The 14,482-nt window shown below is 45.5% G+C and carries 11 protein-coding genes; 8 read left to right on the forward strand and 3 right to left on the reverse strand.

Annotated features, from left to right (window positions below; genetic code table 11):
• Positions 1–33: 33 nt before the first annotated feature.
• The 3 genes from ACWGXJ_RS09685 to ACWGXJ_RS09695 form a co-directional block, all read right to left on the reverse strand.
• Positions 34–1,032 carry a polysaccharide deacetylase family protein gene (locus ACWGXJ_RS09685; protein ID WP_446674503.1) on the reverse strand — a complete coding sequence of 333 codons (999 nt, stop codon included), beginning with the start codon at positions 1,030–1,032 and terminating at the stop codon, positions 34–36.
• Between the two features lie 120 nt (positions 1,033–1,152).
• Positions 1,153–4,848 (reverse strand): non-ribosomal peptide synthetase family protein, encoded by a 3,696-nt coding sequence (locus ACWGXJ_RS09690; protein ID WP_452566643.1) that lies wholly within the window; start codon positions 4,846–4,848, stop codon positions 1,153–1,155.
• 139 nt (positions 4,849–4,987) lie between these two features.
• Positions 4,988–6,757, reverse strand: coding sequence for a methyl-accepting chemotaxis protein (locus ACWGXJ_RS09695; protein WP_061831317.1), 1,770 nt, complete (start codon positions 6,755–6,757; stop codon positions 4,988–4,990).
• A 467-nt stretch (positions 6,758–7,224) separates the two neighbouring features.
• Between ACWGXJ_RS09695 and ACWGXJ_RS09700 the strand changes: the two genes are divergently transcribed.
• The 8 genes from ACWGXJ_RS09700 (at position 7,225) to ACWGXJ_RS09735 (ending at position 14,439) form a co-directional block, all read left to right on the forward strand.
• Positions 7,225–7,695 (forward strand): GNAT family N-acetyltransferase, encoded by a 471-nt coding sequence (locus ACWGXJ_RS09700; RefSeq protein WP_061831318.1) that lies wholly within the window; start codon positions 7,225–7,227, stop codon positions 7,693–7,695.
• A gap of 60 nt (positions 7,696–7,755) precedes the next feature.
• Positions 7,756–8,424 (forward strand): ribose-5-phosphate isomerase RpiA, encoded by a 669-nt coding sequence (rpiA, locus tag ACWGXJ_RS09705; protein ID WP_061831319.1) that lies wholly within the window; start codon positions 7,756–7,758, stop codon positions 8,422–8,424.
• Positions 8,424–8,873 (forward strand): VanZ family protein, encoded by a 450-nt coding sequence (locus tag ACWGXJ_RS09710; protein ID WP_254349464.1) that lies wholly within the window; start codon positions 8,424–8,426, stop codon positions 8,871–8,873. The genes rpiA and ACWGXJ_RS09710 overlap by 1 nt, the downstream gene beginning before the upstream one ends.
• Before the next feature lie 200 nt (positions 8,874–9,073).
• The gene (locus ACWGXJ_RS09715; RefSeq protein ID WP_322172156.1) at positions 9,074–9,535 is read left to right on the forward strand and encodes a MarR family winged helix-turn-helix transcriptional regulator; all 462 of its coding nucleotides are present in this window, start codon (positions 9,074–9,076) and stop codon (positions 9,533–9,535) included.
• 193 nt (positions 9,536–9,728) lie between these two features.
• Positions 9,729–10,793 (forward strand): cobalamin B12-binding domain-containing protein, encoded by a 1,065-nt coding sequence (locus ACWGXJ_RS09720; protein WP_452566644.1) that lies wholly within the window; start codon positions 9,729–9,731, stop codon positions 10,791–10,793.
• A 48-nt stretch (positions 10,794–10,841) separates the two neighbouring features.
• Positions 10,842–12,557, forward strand: a complete 1,716-nt coding sequence (locus tag ACWGXJ_RS09725; protein WP_452566645.1) for an ATP-binding protein — start codon at positions 10,842–10,844, stop codon at positions 12,555–12,557.
• A gap of 54 nt (positions 12,558–12,611) precedes the next feature.
• On the forward strand, positions 12,612–13,865 hold the full coding sequence (locus tag ACWGXJ_RS09730; protein WP_452566646.1) for an MDR family MFS transporter: 1,254 nt from the start codon (positions 12,612–12,614) through the stop codon (positions 13,863–13,865).
• Positions 13,866–13,884: 19 nt separating this feature from the next.
• Entirely contained in the window at positions 13,885–14,439 is a 555-nt protein-coding gene (locus tag ACWGXJ_RS09735) for a nucleotidyltransferase family protein (protein WP_165175713.1), read from the forward strand.
• Positions 14,440–14,482: the final 43 nt, after the last annotated feature.

Consider the following 14,482-nt stretch of genomic DNA (forward strand, 5'->3'; position numbering starts at 1 on the left):
TTCTTTTGTTTTCTTTATTAAGCTAGCCAATGTTTAGGATACCTTGTTGGGACCTTGGGCAAAAGGAAGTGGGCGAAGGGGGGCACCTTCCTTCATGTATTGCACCAATACTTCTGGAATATTGTGTATTCCACCTGCATTGACGCGATAGCCGTTCGTTTGCCCTGGCGAGTTAATCCCCCGTTTCACCGTGAATGTAACGTCAATTCCCAAGGAACGGCAAATTTCCAGCGTCTCCTTGGTATACCCACCATAAGGGAAGGCAAGTACATTCTGATCATTGTGTAGATGCTTGAACAGCTTCTTGTCAGCCATGCCCAAGTCGGTATAAACCCGCTGTTTGAACTCATTCTCGGTTTCCATTCGCCCCAGCTTTTTCGAATACACCGGACCCATCAGAAGTGGCTTTTGTTGGGTGCGCGCTGTGTTGGAGTATCCGTAAGCATGCTGGTCATTGGTATGGTTGTAAAAATCAATACCCTCGGCATGCATCTGATGAATTTGATCCCATGTCAGCTTAGGAATTCCAATATGTTTGGGATTGCTGATCGTGGACGTGATGAGAAAATTGGTTGCCGGTACCTGGTACTTTTTCAACACAGGAAAAGTGTCCGTATAAAAGGACTCATAGCCGTCGTCGAATGTCATAAGTACTGCATTATCAGGAACCTTGGCTTTATGTAAAATAAAATCCGTATACTCTTTCATCGTGATCCAGTGGAAGCCGTTAGCTTTCATTTCGTCCAACTGCCTCGTTAAATTACTAAGCTTGAGAGCGCCGGGATCAGGTGGAGTCTTGGTCACCTCATGATACATCAGGACAATTACTTTGTTTTGGTAATATACTTTATCTGGTGTAGGCGTCAGTGAGAATAAATGGCGTACCAGTCGATCTGCATGAGCTGTACGTGTACGATGAGTCCCTTTAACTGTAGGTGTGTGGTATATGCTACGTGCTTCATACACCAAAATCCCTAAAATAGCCAACAAACTTATGATTAGCAACGTTCTTTTAAAAAAAGTGTGTTTCATTGAATGACATCCCCCGCATGCAAAAAAAATTCTGAAAGTATAGAGGTTTATACTAAATATGAAACTAGCAAAATCTAGTCTATCATACCGAAAACATGCGGGGGAAATATCACAACTTTGTTACCTCTGTGTTGCTTTTACAGATACCGATGGAGAGGTCGGGAAGTAACCGATCTCGACGGCATGCTGGATCATGTTCCGAATAAAGTTAAGGTCGGTTGCCGGGCATTGAACGCCAGCTTGTTCAAGCAGAGCTGCGGTTACAGAGCATCCGTAACGGTAAGCTGAATCCTTGGCTCCGTCACCTTCCAGTTGTCCCATAGCAAGGTGAAGGGCATCCTCCTGAATGCCGGAAGACGGATTTAGCAGCCAAGCGCTGTAATCGTCAAAAGGCAGGGTTTCTACTGCGTAACCGAGTTGGTTTACCATAGCGATCAGTTCATCATATGGCAGTGGGTTCGGATTGCAGATATGGAAAATGCGGTTTGCGCTTTTTTGATGAACGGACAGCTCTACGATAGCACGGCTGGCGTAATCAATCGGTGTGAAGTCCGTATGCCAATCGGCTTGTGGCGCTTTGCCCAGCAGCAGCATCGCCTTCATCATACGATAATAAGCATTGCTGTCGATATTTCGCTGGAAGCGTCCGTTGGCCGAATGGGCTGTCAAATTGCCTGCGCGATAGATCGAGACAGGCGTACCCGCTTGAGCTGCTTGGAACAACAGCTTCTCCGCCGCGAGTTTACTGTTCGTGTACAGGTTGTCCACGTTCAGTTCTTCTGGGAAGGCAGAAAGCTCCAATGCCGACTCCCATTTTCCTTCGTTAGCAAGATCCTCCGGTATTCCCATAGTAGAGACATGATGGAAGGATACTCCTGGCTTGGCTTGAGCGATTTTCAGCAGTTCCAGTGTTCCGGTTACATTCGTGCGATCGAAGGCTGCCGAATCACCAAAATGGCGAACGTCAGCGGCGCTGTGAATGATGCCGTCGATTTGGTGCTCCAGCATATGGCGGTCGACGGAAGAGAGACCCAGATCAGCTTGCTCCAGATCCCCATAGACAGCTTTTACCCGTCCTTCAATCAAGCTGGAGATATCTTGTCCAAAATATCCCGTCAATACGGACTGAATACGCTCGATACCGGATGGACCGTCCTGAGAAGGGCGTACCATCGCGTATACTTTGGCTTCTGTCCGTTGAAGTAGGTCATACAGAATGTGCGAGCCCAGATAGCCTGTAGCACCGGTTAACAAAATCACGTGCAAGTCGCGGACTTCAGCTAAGTCAGAAGCACCAGACAACTCAATAGGATGCTCATTCAAGTCCATTTTTTCTTGAGAAATCGCGAGTGGCTTGCGTTGCGGCGTTTGTTCCGTACCTAATTGTTCCACGTATTCAGCAAGCTCGCGAACGGTTTTGTAGCGGAAAAAATCTCCGATGCGCAGCGCGCCATAACGCGGCTTTAGAATAGCCAGCACATGAATGACACGAAGCGAATCGCCCCCGATCAGGAAGAAATCATCGGTAGCGCCAATGTTATTTTTACCAAGCACTTGAGTCCATGCTTCGGCAATGAGTGTTTCGGTTCCTTCTCGGAGAGGTTCCCCGCCAAATGAAAGATCAGACGCTTCGGGAAGTGGTCGCAGGGCCAGCTTTTTGCGATCGATCTTGCCAGTTGGTGAAATTGGCATGGCTTCCAGATGAACGACATGGCTTGGTACAAAATAAGAAGGCAGCTTGCCCCCAATATAAGACTGAATAACGTCTTGTGGAATGGATTGTCCATCCGAAGTGGTAAAATAGCCAACTAACATGTTCTGATCTGTGTGATCTTTGACGGCTACTACAGCGACGTCCTGAACACCTGGATGTTTGGAAAAATGGTCTTCAATTTCTCCAATTTCAATCCGATTCCCCCGAATTTTGAGCTGTGAATCCTTGCGACTTACGTATTCAATCGTACCGTCTGGCAGCAGCTTGGCGATATCACCCGAGCGGTACATTTTTTCACCTGGAACAAAAGGGTTGTCCACAAACGATTGAGCTGTACGTTCTGGCTGATGGAGATAGCCATGGGCCAACGCAGGCGTAGCAATGCATACTTCACCCGGAATATTGACAGGGCAAAGCTTGTTATCATCGTTAACGATATACACTTTGTAATTGTAAATCGGCTTGCCGATCGGAATATTGACGACATGCTCAGGCACGGCACCACGGACTCGATGGGTCGTCGTCGCTACGGTGCATTCGGTCGGTCCGTATACGTTTACGATGTCGGTATCTGTACCGAATTTGCTTTGGAACGCTCGAACTTGTGAGCCGTACAGCGCTTCGCCTGCCACGGTAACGATCCGTACCTTAGCGAGTTTGCGATAGCCTTCGTCTGACAAGTACGTAGATAGCTGATTAAAGAATACGGTCGGCAAAATGGTAATAATCGTCGTGCCTGTACGTGCAATGGCTTCAGCGAATTCTTCAACAGATACACGTTCTTCGGCAGACAGCAAGTACAATTTTGCACCGTAAAACAAGGCTCCAATTGTATCCCAAACGGATGCATCGAAACTGTAGGTTGCAAATTGGGTCAATACATCCTGAGGTGTAATGTCGCAATCGCGTTGCACGACAGCTCCTAGGTTAACGACACCGCGGTGAGCGATCAGGGCACCTTTCGGTTTGCCTGTAGAGCCGGATGTATAGATGACATAAGCTAGATCATCTGGACTTACATTAACGTTTGGATTGCTTGCAGCATAGCCTGCCAGTGGTCCGTTAATTGCTAAAATTTCTTTTACCGTCTCAATGGAACCGCACAGTTCAGTCGCTTGTTTCATGAGTGCGGAAGTTGTTAAGACAAAAGGAGAACGCGTGTCTTCGACAATGTAGCTGCTCCGGTCGGCGGGGTGGGCGGGATCAACAGGCACATACACGCCCCCGGCTTTCAGGATACCCAGAAGGGAAATAACGGTCTCCAAGCTTCGTTCCATGAAGATAGTCACGAATTCACCTTTGGTAAGACCTTTAGATAACAAGACACGTGCGACTTGGTTAGCACGTTCGTTCAACTCACGGTACGTGTACTCTCCAGTGTGGGAAGCAATAGCCGGACGATCAGGGTATTGTGAAGCTGCCTCCTCAAACATTCCATGAATAGTTTGATGCTCAGGATATTTCACGACTGTATTATTTAAAGCTTCGTGAGCAGCTCGATCTGCATCTGATAATATATCAATGGAGTTCACAAGTGCATGGCTGTTGGTTAGCGCGCCGCGCAAAAGAGTTTCAAAGTATTCTGCGTATCGGACAACCGTTGTTTCCAGCAAGAGTGATTGATCATATCGGATCTGTATTTGATAAGTGCCATTGTGTTCACTAACAGCCCAGTCCATAATACGGGATTCTGCTCCGCTGTCCGTAGGCAGATTTGCCGAAAATGAAGTATCGGCTTGTGGTTCCGCTAGGTATGCATTAGGCTCACGGAGCATCTCCTGAAATAAGTCTGCTAGTTCATGAAAAGTCGTTTCCTTTTCGACTGTCAGCGAAGCTGTAAGCAGACCGGTTTGTGGCACAAATGTAGAAAAAGAAACTTCTTCTTCTGCGGATAGGCGATATACCCATGCAGTATATGCTGATAAAAGCAACGTTTGTTTGTCTTCCGCAGTTTTTTGCTGATTTAATTGTTCCGAGATGGACGCTTCTAACTCTACTTGATAAGTAGAGGATGTATGCTTGCGTTGTATACGTGCACAATCCAAGGGAACTAGGAATGGGGATGGGGTTGTCTGTGTGCTGTTTTGTAGTAATGAAGCCATTACGCTAACCTCCTGAATGTATGATGTCTTAATATAAATGGTAAACTCAGTAAATGCCTCCGATCCCTTCAAATGCATGAACAGGAGGGAGGCATTACCGAATGATTTACTTATAAATGTTGGATCTGATAAATGGTTATTATGATTTGGTACGGTTGGTGTCTGCAATTTTGAAATAAGATGTAATTTCTTGAAGCTCTTCAGACATGGACGTCAATTTATGGGATGAATCAATAATCGAATCCAAAGAAGCTTTTTGCTCCTCCACCGTTTGCACAATGTGAACACTGTTATTGGCTGTTTTGGTTACAGTGGAAGAAAGATCGTCTGCTGTCGCGGTCATTTCCTGTGTACCCGCAGATATTTGCTCAGTAGCGCTGGAAACTTCTTGGATTTGCCATGCTACATTTTTAGTTGCTTGAAGAATATCATTGAACAGCACGCCTGCTTGTCCGGCAACGACGATTCCGTTTTGAACTTCAACGTTTCCTTGCTCCATCGACTTCACAGCTTGTCCGATTTCACTTTGAATTTCTTCAATCAGGGACGTGATTTGTTTGGTTGCATCCGCAGATTGTTCTGCCAGCTTACGTACTTCACTGGCAACAACGGCAAAGCCTTTACCTTCTTCACCAACGCGCGCAGCTTCAATAGAAGCGTTCAAAGCGAGCAGGTTGGTTTGACTGGAGATGCCTGAAATGGTACTGATGATATTGCCAATTTCCTGCGAACGACTGTCCAGCAACTTGATGATACGGGAAGTATTGGTGACTGTATCGGTAATCAAGTGCATTTGGGATGATACCTTGCTTACAATCTCATTGCCTTCGTTAGAACGTTTCTCTACCGAATTGGCTTCTTCCGCAACATTGGAAGAACTCGTGGCAATATTTTGAATTACCGAAGCCATTTCAGCCATGGCACGTGCACTATCGCCTGTTGCTTTTTCCTGCGAACGGATATTCTCCGTAATTTCACTGATGTTTTGATTGATGATGTTGGAGTTGATTCCGTTTTGTTCGCAGATTGCGAGTAGTTCCTTGGCAGATTCATTGACTTCATCAGTTGTCTGCTTCACTTTGGTCATAATGCTGTTAATATGACTTACCATATCGTTGAAATTCTGATTTACGAGCCCCAAATCATCATGACCTGCATGAATTTGAACATCCAGATTTCCTCTGCTTACTTCACTGATACCGTACATCAGTTGCTTAATCGGGGACAGCGTGCGCTTCACAACCCAATATTGAAGCGCCAGGCAGATCAGTAGGAAAATCACTAAAATGGTAGCGCCGCTAATGAGCAGCTTGGTTAAGCCAGCAGGTACGGCGCCAGCATCTGCATCGACTGCAAAATATGCAAAGATTTTGCCACTTGAATCTTTAATCGGAGTCATCAAAGTCGTCCATGTACCAAAAGAATCATCGTAGAAGCTAGTGAATGTTGGTTTGCCACTGTCCAGCATACCGGTTACGCCGACTGCCACGACATTGGGTTGCTCGTACATAGAGCCAACGAGCAGCTTATCTTTTTCAAATGCTTCTCTGAGATCCGTTGGCATCGCCACAATAGATGTTAGATTGCCGTTTTCGAGCTCCGTCCCGAATATATAGGCATGAGAGATATTCGGATTGGTCGCCATGATGTTATCTAGGTACGTGCGGAGTTTGGTTTGAACGGGTCCATCATAATTTTTCTCTTGAACCGCTTGGGTTACTTCATCGGAATTAATGCCCTGGGCCCACTTCAATGTGATTTTTTCCACTTGCCCATGCAATTGGTCTATCAAAATCGTACGTTGGATCAAATAACTGGACACAATAAGGACTAGTCCAATCAATACGATGTTGAAGAAGGATAATAATAAGTTTTTGGTGAAGAATGATAAGCTACTCCACTTTTTCAAAATGTTCCACTCCCTGGTTGTATTTTTGTATATGGTGTTGAACCGCTTATCGAATGAGATAATCAAGTCCCCCTTACAAACATAATAATAGAGATAATAGACCCTTGAATTTTATGTAATAGGTCTTAAGTCCTTTTAAAGACAAGTATGATATCCCTATATATATGTCGTACGAAATGCTCTTGAAATGAATACCTTACACAATAAAAAATTAATTTTTAATAGGTAAACGCTATCTGTGTTTCAGTATATTCCAATTTATACTTCTACTTGAAATTCGAATTTATTACAGTCCATAAGCAACTATTCAACAGAAACCATCATACTTTATAATAGAGTCAAATGCACTTATCAATTTGGGACATTTTTCATATTTAACGTTGGAAATGCTTGATTTATCGCGGTTTTTGTGAATTGTTTGCGAAATGAGTCCTTATATCCATGCAAAGAGAAGAGGGATAAGAAGAATGTCCAAGCTTACGATTTTAAAGGTTGAGAGTCATCACGAGGATCTGCATGAGTTGATTCAAAGGCTGGATGAGGACTTGCTGGAAAGGTATCCTGCTGACGAAATTTACTTGGTTGATTTTTCCAATCCGAAAGTTAAAGAAATGGTTTTCGCTGTTGTGTATGTGGACGAAAAACCGGTGGCTTGTGGAGGGCTTAGGCCTATAGATGCGGAAGAAATGGAGCTCAAAAGATTTTATGTCGATTCCTCTTATCGCAGACAAGGAATTGCGGTGAGCCTATTATCTTTTTTGGAAGAGGAAGCCAGCAAACGGGGAGTTGTAAGGATTAAACTGGAGACCGGAGCGGCTCAACCTGAAGCGATTGCTCTCTATACCAAGCGGGGATATGAACCTATTGAACGGTTTGGGGAGTATGAGCACGATGAAAACAGCCTTTGTTATGGTAAAAAGCTGTCTCTGTTATTATAAAGCGTTCTCTTATAAAATGGATGATGATCAATACTAGCCTATATAGCGGGAGAGATGATAATGAATTTGAAGCAAAAAGCGGCCGAAAAAGCAGTTGAGGCGATTCAGGACGGCATGAAAGTAGGACTTGGTACAGGCTCGACAGCCTTTTGGGCTATTCAAAAAATTGGTGAGCGTGTAGCGCAAGGATTACATATACAGGCTGTAGCTACATCCCAAGCTTCGGAGGATCAGGCCAGGGAGCTGGGAATTCCCATCATTCCGTTTGATCAGATTGGAAGGCTTGACGTTACCATCGACGGTGCAGACGAGGTGAACGAGCAGCTGGTGCTGGTAAAAGGTGGAGGCGGAGCCCTGCTGAGAGAGAAAATTGTGGAAAGCAATAGCGACCGATTAATTATTATTGTCGATGAGTCCAAGGATGTGAAGGTACTGGGTACATTTCCTTTACCCGTTGAGGTCGTACCCTTTGCCAGTGAATGGACGTTGGAGGCTTTGCGGCAGACAGGCTGTAAGGCGGAGTGGCGTATGAAAGACGGCGAGCGCTTCCTTACGGATAACGGTAATTATATTGCTGATTGTCGCTATGGTACGATTGAGAATCCGCAGGAGTTGGAAATCCGCTTGAATCAAATTCCGGGTGTAGTCGATAACGGACTGTTCATTAATATGGCGGACCAGGTTATTATCGCACGGGCCAATGGACAGATCGACGTCCGTAACAAGTAATGTTTAGGACCCGCCTGCTTCATCATATGGCGTTGGTGTTATTGATTTTATATACAGGGTTTCTATTATATTGGATGTTTCTCGGTTTTGGTCGTACATTACGGCCAGGACCCCCGTATTCGTATAATATTGTTCCGTTTGATACGATCAGGCAATACTGGCGGGCAATGGAGTCGTTTCCTTTTCGGGTATGGGGTGTTAATTTGCTCGGCAATATTGGCGTATTCATTCCCTTCGGTATTCTTGTGCCTATCATTTGGGTGTCCATGCGAAGTATAGGCAGTCTGTTGTTAACGATAGTGATCGCACTGGTCATTCTTGAGGTGTCCCAAATGCTGCTGGGCGCAGGTACAATGGATGTAGATGACATCATATTGAACGTTCTGGGAGTATTATGCGGCCGTGCTGCCTACGTGTTTTTACGTAAGAAGTTAGGGATTACAACATAATCGTCCTGCTCTCTGGATCAGTGCATTAAGACTGATTGAGAGCGGGCTTTTTTTACATAATGAACTGTAACCTTCACATAATAGACGGTAAGTCCTCCATTTATAGGCCGTAGGAACAGGGGAAGTGAACGCTTAAACTTGACAAAAGTGCACAATTAAGATATCTTGGAATAAAGATATGAGTAACGGAGGCTGTTAATATGTCTGTAAAATCAGATGATCAGGACTTAGCGCTTAATTTGTTCGTTGTTCTGGCTCGTGCTTATAATTCGGTCACGTCCCGTACGAATCGGGACATTCATAGTCATGGTTTAAATACAACAGAATTTGGTGTGCTTGATCTGCTGTATTATCGGGGACCACAGCCTTTGCAGAAGATTGGAGAAAAGGTACTAATCTCTAGTGGGAATATTACGTATGTGGTAGATAAACTTCAGAAAAAAAACTTGCTTACCCGTCGTGCATCACAAGATGATCGGCGTGTGATTTATGCAGAATTGACTGATGATGGACGCCATTTCTTTGAGCAAATATTCCCGCAGCATCATCGTGTCATTATGGAGACCGTGGATGGCTTATCCGTGGAAGAGAAGGAGCAGGCTATTCATCTGTTAAAAAAGCTTGGACTCACGGCTGAGGGACAGAAGAGTAACGGATCATAAATTGTGCATGTGCAGGTTAAATCTGCTTTAGATAAAATACCGACTTCTCGGTATTTTATTTTTTTGTCGTATTTTGGGGGGAGTAGGGTTAATGTAGAGGCGTAAATCAGGTATAATTATCTAATAGTCACGTCCGGAACAAATTCCTAGTACCTGTTTCGAATACAAAACCTTGTCGGGGAAGGAGCTGTACATGAGTATACAGCAATATACCGCAGGTGAATCGCTATTGATGCAAGCAGGAGCTTTGGCTGAATTAGTTACCCATAAGCAATACGAATTACAGCCCGATCTTTTGCAGCGTTTTGGGGATAACGGTAAAATAAAGACAAAACAGGATTCTATATATAGTTTGAACTATTTAGCTGAAAGTGTAATCATGAACAGCCCTATTTTATTTACACAGTATGTTTCTTGGTTAAAAAAGCTTCTGGAGGGTTTCGGCATAACCCAAGAAGATTTGAGCATCAATTTCAGATTAATCCAGGAGATGTTGGTAGAGCATTTCGATCATACAGATAAAGCTATGGTGCTGGAGCATCTGGATTTGGGGATACAGCAAATAGGGAAGAAAGAGGAGTATGCCTCTTTTATTACAGATGATAATCCCTATGCTGCTGACGTGGCTCAATATTTGGAATATTTACTCTCAGGTAATCGCAGACAGGCTTTGGATTGGATCGTCCGTTTGCTGGATGAGGGTATCTCTATTCAACATACGTATAAATATATTTTTCAAATTTCGCAATATGAAATAGGTCGTCTATGGCATGAAGGCAAAATCACCGTTGGTCAAGAGCATTTTTGCACTGCTGTGACTCAATTTATTATTTCCAGCCTGTACCCCCAATGGATGGGGAATGGAAATAAGGAACGCTGCCTCGTGGCGGCGTGTGTAGGCAGCGAGCAGCATGAAATTGGTCTGCGTATGCTGGCTGATCTATTTGAAATGGATGGTTGGGATACGTATTATTTAGGCGCCAATGTACCTAACCGGAGTCTGCTTCAGGCCATTGTGAGTTACAAGGCGGATGTGGTGGCTATCTCAGCTACCATGGCTTACCATGTCCATCTAGTGAAAGAGTTGATTGCACTCATTCGGCAAGACCCAACGACTAGCCATGTGAAAATTATGGTCGGAGGCTTGCCTTTTAATCTCGATTCCCACTTGTGGCAGGTAGTAGGGGCGGACGGATACGCACCAGGTGCGGAGGAAGCGCTGGAGGTTGCAGGGGACTTACTTTCGCTCAGGAAATAAGGTTAGTTATGTGAACCTGTAGTCATTTTGTAAAGGGGGCCTTTTAATATGAAGGAACCGACAGCAGAAATGGCTGTCCTGCGGAAAACGGTCGAACAATTAACGGATGAGATTGTGAAAAGCAAGGCTGAGGAAGAAAAGTTGCTGAATGAATTTTCATCAATGAACAACGAGCTGGTCAATCTGCAGCGTCAGCTTGCCAAAAGCAATGCGGAATTAACACGGACGAAGGAAGAAGCGGTACGGGCTAATGACCTAAAGAGCACTTTTCTGGCTGTGGTTAGTCATGAATTCAGAACGCCAATGAACGGAATACTTGGAATGATTGAAATGTTAGGTTCATCCAAACTTTCCCCAGATCAACGGCAGGCCATCGGTGTTATACGTGAGTCAGCCTCTCTGTTGTTGAACATGATTAATAATCTGCTCGATATATCTAAAGTGGAAGCAGGACAGATGGAACTGGAGATCGGAAACGTCAGAGTGCAGGCGATTATGAGCCACGTTGCTCAGTTGTTGGAGCCACAAATCTATCAGATGGGTAACCGTTTGAGTATAGAGACCGATTCCGGTGTGGCAGAGCATCTGGAGGGAGATTCGGCAAGGATCATGCAGATCTTGCTCAATCTGTTGAACAATGCGAATAAATTTACCAGTGAAGGATTGCTCATCATTCGAACAAAATTGGTGGAGGAAACAAAAGATTCCCAACGTGTTCGGTTTGAGGTGCAGGATTCGGGTATTGGTATTTCACCGGAGGATCAGAATAAGCTGTTTCAGCCTTATGTACAAGCCAGTGAAGGCAGCGCCTCCCAATATGGAGGAACGGGTCTAGGGCTATGGATATGCAGTTCATTTGTGGAACTCATGCAGGGAGAAATTGGGGTCGTCAGTAAAGAAGGCCAAGGCTCCACGTTCTGGTTTGAAATTCCCCTCATGAAAGGATCGGAGCAGGCAGACGAAATGGAGAAGCATGAAAATGGTGATTTGAAGGCATTTAGCGAGTTGCTGCGTGAGCATAGTCATTCTCAAACTATTTTGGTGGCTGAGGATAATCGGGTGAATCGGCAGGTGGTGCAATTGCAGCTTAACCACTTGGGATTCCAGCATATTGATTTTGCTGAGGATGGACAAGCTGCTGTAAGAGCGGCCTCCGAACGATCCTACGCTTGTATTCTAATGGATCATCATATGCCTCTGCTGAATGGTCATGATGCGGCAAAAGCGATCCGCCAGCGGGAAGCAGAAAACCAGCAACCACCTGTACCGATCATTTCTTTGACCGGAAATGTATCCGAGGAGGATCAGGCACGGAGCCAGGAGGTTGGAGTGAACGATTACTTGATGAAGCCAGTAACGATTGAAAAGCTCTCTGAAAAGCTTGTAAAATGGCTTCCAAAGCCGGAAACCGAGCCGATTTTGGATGAGGAAGTTATACGTGAAATTATGCTGCTGGACGAGGATGGCAGCACGGGACTACTGGAGTCATTGGTCGAAATGTATACGAGTGATACACCTGCCAAAATCAATAAGTTAAATGAACTGGCTGCTGCGGGCGAAGTCACAAAAGTAGTAGAGGCTGCTCATGAGTTGAAATCAGGCAGCGTGAGTCTGGGTGTCGGACGTTTGTCCTCGTTGCTGTCCGATATTGAACAGCTTGCACGGGAGAACCGACTCGAGAATGCGAAAGCGAAGTTGTCTGCGCTCCAATCTGTCTATCAAGCAACGTGTTCAGAACTGGAACGTTATATTCACCAGTGCTAGCCAGGTTTCCCCCTTGTTAGACTTGCATACGGAAGGAGGACGTAAGAGACATATATGAAAGAACAGTTGCGTTCTATTCACCCGCTGGCCTGGACGATTATTGTCGGTACTATTTTTGGGCGGATGGCGACATCCATGAGTATCCCGTTTTTGTCTATTTACCTTACCACCCGTTTAGGGGTGTCCCCCTTTCATACGGGGGTGATCGTATCGGTCAGCTCGTTGGTCGGCATTTTTGCCAGTTTTTACGGTGGATATATTTCAGATCGAATCGGACGGCGTAAGGTGATGCTGGTGTCCATTGCGAGCTGGGCGCTTGTATTCGTTGCTTTTGCGTTGGCGGAAGCGGCCTGGGCCTTTTTTGTCATTAATGCTCTGAATGGCCTGTGCAGATCCTTGTTCGAGCCAACCTCACGGGCGCTGTTATCAGATGTAACCCCGAAGGAGAAAAGACTGCTTATCTACAATATGAGATATGCGGCCATTAATGTTGGGGTGGTGGCAGGGCCGTTGCTTGGTTTAATGCTAGGATCTGCATCCACGGGTACGCCGTTTATGGTTGCTGCTGGTGTGTACGCATTGTACGGGGTACTGTTGTTGATCCAATTTGCCCGGTATGCATCGGATCTGCATATAGGTACAACGGCGGAAGAGGCTCCACTGCGAATGGGCGAGGCATTCCGCACAGCCAGCCGTGATCCGGTGTTTATGCCAATTTTGCTGGGAACGGTATTTTGTGTGATGGGCTATGCGCATTCCAATTCCACAATGCCTCAATTCTTGTCCTTATCCTTCGCAGAAGGAACCCGATGGTTTACATACATGCTGACGGTCAACGCGGTTTGTGTATTGGCATTTCAATATCCGCTGGTGCGACTGGCAAGCCGATTTTCCCCGGTGAATTCCTTGATTGCAGGGAATATATGTATTGCGGTCAGCCTGTTGCTGTGCGGTATGCTAAACTCAGGCTGGATGTTTATACTGGATATGGTGCTGTTTACGGTTGGTGAAGTGTTATTGTTCACGATGCTGGACGTATTGATTGACCAAATTGCAGATGCTCAATATAAAGGGACCTACTTCGGTACAATCGGCTTTAATAATTTGGGAAGCGTGCTGGCTCCTTTATTTGGTGGCTGGTTGCTGGATATCTATGGTCAAACGGCGCCGCTTGCCGTTTTTGTTCCGGTTGCCCTGTCGGTTGTGATTGGTATTCCATTCCTTCTGGTCGCACGCCGCCGTCTGGTACAGCGTACAGCACGGATCGCGGCTCAGGGAGGAGAATCGGTGCAGCAACTGTCATCATAAAAAGGGAGTTGAGTGCAGGATGAAGTCGGAAGAAAATGCGCTACGAATCATACAATATATGAATGATCCGCAGGTACTGCAAGACTTGCGCTATGTGCGAGAGCTGAAGTTGCCACAAGGATGTATTGCCGCAGGCTATGTACGTAACCGGGTTTGGGACAAGCTCCATGGCTATACAACTGCTACACCTTTAAACGATATTGATGTTATTTATTTTGACCCGAAAAATACGCTAGAGGAACGAGATGAGTATCTAGAATTGTCCTTGAACCGTAAGCAGGCCGGACGTAACTGGTCTGTCAAAAATCAGGCTCGGATGCATATTCGCAACGGTGAGGCTCCGTATTCCTCGGTAGAGGATGCGATGAGCCGCTGGCCAGAGACGGCAACGGCTGTGGCGGTTAGATTGAATGACAAGGATCAAATAGAGGTCATTTGTCCGCATGGATTGGAAGATTTACTGGATATGCGGGTACGGCAAAGCCCTTTGTTTCGTCACACAACGGCTTTTCGTCAGCGTGTATTTGAGAAGCAATGGCTTGATAACTGGCCGTTGCTTATTATGGAGAATTAGAGTGTAATCCTAATTTCAGGATATTAAGGAGAGACGACAAACA

This window comes from Paenibacillus sp. S33 (genome assembly GCF_053615415.1).

Excerpts from the sequence above, each read along its gene's own strand:
- ACWGXJ_RS09685 (WP_446674503.1), bottom strand. The coding sequence starts at position 1,032 with ATGAAACACACTTTTTTTAAAAGAACGTTGCTAATCATAAGTTTGTTG.
- ACWGXJ_RS09690 (WP_452566643.1), bottom strand. The coding sequence starts at position 4,848 with ATGGCTTCATTACTACAAAACAGCACACAGACAACCCCATCCCCATTC.
- ACWGXJ_RS09700 (WP_061831318.1), top strand. The coding sequence starts at position 7,225 with ATGTCCAAGCTTACGATTTTAAAGGTTGAGAGTCATCACGAGGATCTG.
- rpiA (WP_061831319.1), top strand. The coding sequence starts at position 7,756 with ATGAATTTGAAGCAAAAAGCGGCCGAAAAAGCAGTTGAGGCGATTCAG.
- ACWGXJ_RS09710 (WP_254349464.1), top strand. The coding sequence starts at position 8,424 with ATGTTTAGGACCCGCCTGCTTCATCATATGGCGTTGGTGTTATTGATT.
- ACWGXJ_RS09715 (WP_322172156.1), top strand. The coding sequence starts at position 9,074 with ATGTCTGTAAAATCAGATGATCAGGACTTAGCGCTTAATTTGTTCGTT.
- ACWGXJ_RS09720 (WP_452566644.1), top strand. The coding sequence starts at position 9,729 with ATGAGTATACAGCAATATACCGCAGGTGAATCGCTATTGATGCAAGCA.
- ACWGXJ_RS09725 (WP_452566645.1), top strand. The coding sequence starts at position 10,842 with ATGAAGGAACCGACAGCAGAAATGGCTGTCCTGCGGAAAACGGTCGAA.
- ACWGXJ_RS09730 (WP_452566646.1), top strand. The coding sequence starts at position 12,612 with ATGAAAGAACAGTTGCGTTCTATTCACCCGCTGGCCTGGACGATTATT.
- ACWGXJ_RS09735 (WP_165175713.1), top strand. The coding sequence starts at position 13,885 with ATGAAGTCGGAAGAAAATGCGCTACGAATCATACAATATATGAATGAT.